General features: G+C 61.0%; 3 protein-coding genes. 1 reads left to right on the plus strand and 2 read right to left on the minus strand.

Features of this window, described 5'->3' with window-relative positions:
* Positions 1-156 precede the first annotated feature (156 nt).
* A complete protein-coding gene (locus tag NW852_RS00285; RefSeq protein WP_414365565.1) occupies positions 157-765 on the minus strand; it encodes a DUF3120 domain-containing protein in 609 nt (202 codons plus the stop codon).
* A 275-nt stretch (positions 766-1,040) separates the two neighbouring features.
* Between NW852_RS00285 and NW852_RS00290 the strand changes: the two genes are divergently transcribed.
* Complete coding sequence (locus NW852_RS00290; RefSeq protein WP_414365566.1) at positions 1,041-2,087, plus strand: glucokinase; 1,047 nt, start codon at positions 1,041-1,043, stop codon at positions 2,085-2,087.
* Positions 2,088-2,190: 103 nt separating this feature from the next.
* Here NW852_RS00290 and NW852_RS00295 read toward each other — a convergent pair whose 3' ends face one another.
* Positions 2,191-2,766, minus strand: a complete 576-nt coding sequence (locus NW852_RS00295) for an NUDIX hydrolase (RefSeq protein ID WP_414365567.1) — start codon at positions 2,764-2,766, stop codon at positions 2,191-2,193.
* Positions 2,767-2,804: the final 38 nt, after the last annotated feature.

Genomic DNA, 2,804 nt, shown 5'->3' on the forward strand with positions numbered 1-2,804 from the left:
TTGAGAAGTCGGCTACCTACACTTGGAACGAACAGTTCCTTCGCGGCTACCTGGCCACAACAAAGCGCTACGTAGAAACCCAAAAGAACGGTAGGTGAGCTCAATGCCGGGGCTTGCGCTGCCATTCTCTTAGTCAGCACCGCAGAGGTGGCTGGCTCAGCGAAGCGAAGCCGCCCCCCACAGAAAAAAACCATCCACCAACAGGGTATTCAGCACTGCTCCGGCAAAGGCCCAATGGTGCAGGCGACGGGATCCCTGAATGACCCACAGGCCAACCCCAAGGAGCAGAAGGCTTAAGCCGATGCCCCAAGCTACCCCCCAAGGGGTGGCCATTTTGTTGAGCGCAGCCATGAACGGGACGGCTGCCTGATCCAGGCGGTCAAACCGCATTGCCTGCCGCCACTCCGGCAACAGCCCCACCGAGTGAATGTAAAGATCTGTCACTGCTGTGCCCCACAGGGAGCCGAGATAAAACCAGGTGCCGATGCGGGCAAAGCGTTGCCGTGCCCCCCACCAGACAATCGGGATCCCCAGAGCTTCCACCGGCATGTGCCAGAGCGGCTCCCAGCGCAGCCAGCCCCAGTAGAGGGATCCTGCCAGCCAAGTCAGCGTGAAGCCGTAGAGCAGATCCCCCCAGATGCGGCTGCGGGGCCGCGAGTAGAGCCGCAAGCTAAGGCCCAGCCAGCCTAGAGTCATCGCCAAGCTCAGCCAAGGGCCATAGCGCACCAGGGGCGCTTCCACGAAAACGGGTAGGCACACCAGCACAGCCGCCGCCGCCCCGATGGCATGGTAAGACGGAAGCCGCCTTCGCAGAGAAAAGGGGGGAAGCTCCCGTCCAACTAAGCTCTGGGAGGACAGGGAAGGTTCCTCTTGGAGAGGCGGCGAACAAGATGTAGGAAGCAAAACGCAATCTTAGAAACTTTTACATCAGTTAACATAGCATCTTCCCTGCCCTTTCCCGCCCTGGCCAAGCAGGGCCGGCGTTGCCAGGGTATTGCCGGAAATGTCAGGGTGAGAATAACGCGCTGCCTGAGAAAACTATGGAGTTGCTGTTGGCGGGGGATATCGGGGGTACCAAGACCAGCCTCAGCCTCTTCAATGCCCAAGATCCCGACCACAGCCTCTACCACTGCCGCTATGCCAGCCAAAGCTATCCCAACCTCACGCCGGTGGTGCTGGAGTTTCTGGCCCAGGCGCGGCAGGAGCTGGGGCGAGATCCACGGCCGGTTGCTGCCTGTTTTGCTGTGGCTGGACCCGTGATGGAAGAGAAGGGGGGCACGTGGCCAGGGGGACAAACGGCCAAAATCACCAACCTGCCCTGGAGCCTGCACTCAGGCCAATTGGCGGCAGAGCTGGGGATCCCACGCCTAGCTTTGATCAACGACTTCAGCGCCGTGGGGTATGGGGTGCTTGCCCTGCGAGATCAGGATCTGGAAACACTGCAGGCAGGGGAGCGGCAGCCCCAGGCTCCCATCGGTGTCATCGGGGCAGGCACAGGCCTGGGGCAGACCTACCTCACGTGGGGAGAAGGCGGCTACCAGGTTCATGCCAGCGAGGGGGGGCATGTGGATTTTTCTCCACGTACCCCTTTGGAATGGGAGCTGCTGCGGTATCTGCAACAACGACATGGGCGCGTCTCCACTGAACGGGTGGTCTCGGGGCAGGGGATCGTGGCCATCTATCAATTTCTGCGGGATAGCCGCTGGGGCCAAGGAGAGGAGCAGTTGCTGGCCCAAATTGCCGCGTGGGAGAAGAAAGCTAGCCCCATCGACCCGGCAGCCCAAATTGCCAATGCCGCCCTGGAGGGACGGGATCCCTTGGCGGTGGAATGCTTGCGGCTATTTACCAGCTTGTATGGGGCCGCTGTCGGCAATTTTGCCCTGCACCTGTTGCCCCGTGGGGGCCTGTTCATCGCCGGCGGGATCGCGCCCAAGCTCCTGCGCCTCTTGCGAGAGGGGGAGTTTTTGCCCTCCTTTTTGGACAAAGGACGGATGCGCCCTCTGCTGGAGCAACTGTCGGTGCAGGTGGTGGTGAACGCCCAGGTGGGCTTGATAGGGGCTGCCCACTATGCCGCCACTTTGCTATAGAGGTCAGGCCTATTGGCGACAAGGATCCCCTCTAGCCCCCCTCCCTTGGGGAAAGAGGGGGCTAGGCGAGGCGCAGGTTCGCCACCAAGGGGGGTGGCCATGCCTAGGGCTTGTCCCTGCTCGCAACGACCGCATTTTCTGCCGCCAAAAACAATTGGGCCCGCCAAAAGCAGGCGATAGATTTGCTATCAAAGTCCAGGCCAAAACGGGCCATTTCCGTTAGTTCAGCAGGCGAAAACTCCACGACGGCGATGTCTTCATCCTCGTCCTTGGCCGGTGGAGCATCCAGCACTTCCAGATCCCGCGCCAGGTAGGCGTACATGATCTCGCTGGAATAGCCGGGGCACAGATAAAATTGGCCGAGGGGATCCCAGCGGTGGGCCCGCAGGCCGGTTTCTTCTTCCAGCTCGCGGCGAATGGTTTCATCCGGATGTTCTCCTGGCTCGACGGTGCCGGCAGGAAATTCGTAAAGGTAGGCGGCGACGGCAAAGCGATACTGGCGAATGCAGACGAACTTGCCTTCGGCAGTTACCGGTACGGCCACGACGCCGCCGGGGTGGATGAGGTACTCCCGCTCCGCCTCTGTGCCGTTGGGAAAGCGCAAACGCTGGCTGACAAAAGTGTACTTGTGACCGTGGAAGCGCAGGCGCTCGCGAAGGATCTGGGATGGGGTGTGCATGGCCAAGGTTCCTGAGAGAAAAGCCCCCCTCAGCTTAA

Origin of the sequence: Synechococcus sp. H60.1 (assembly GCF_047462335.1) — a bacterium.
Taxonomy (GTDB): Bacteria; Cyanobacteriota; Cyanobacteriia; order Thermostichales; family Thermostichaceae; genus Thermostichus.

Excerpts from the sequence above, each read along its gene's own strand:
- NW852_RS00290 (WP_414365566.1), top strand. The coding sequence starts at position 1,041 with ATGGAGTTGCTGTTGGCGGGGGATATCGGGGGTACCAAGACCAGCCTC.
- NW852_RS00295 (WP_414365567.1), bottom strand. The coding sequence starts at position 2,766 with ATGCACACCCCATCCCAGATCCTTCGCGAGCGCCTGCGCTTCCACGGT.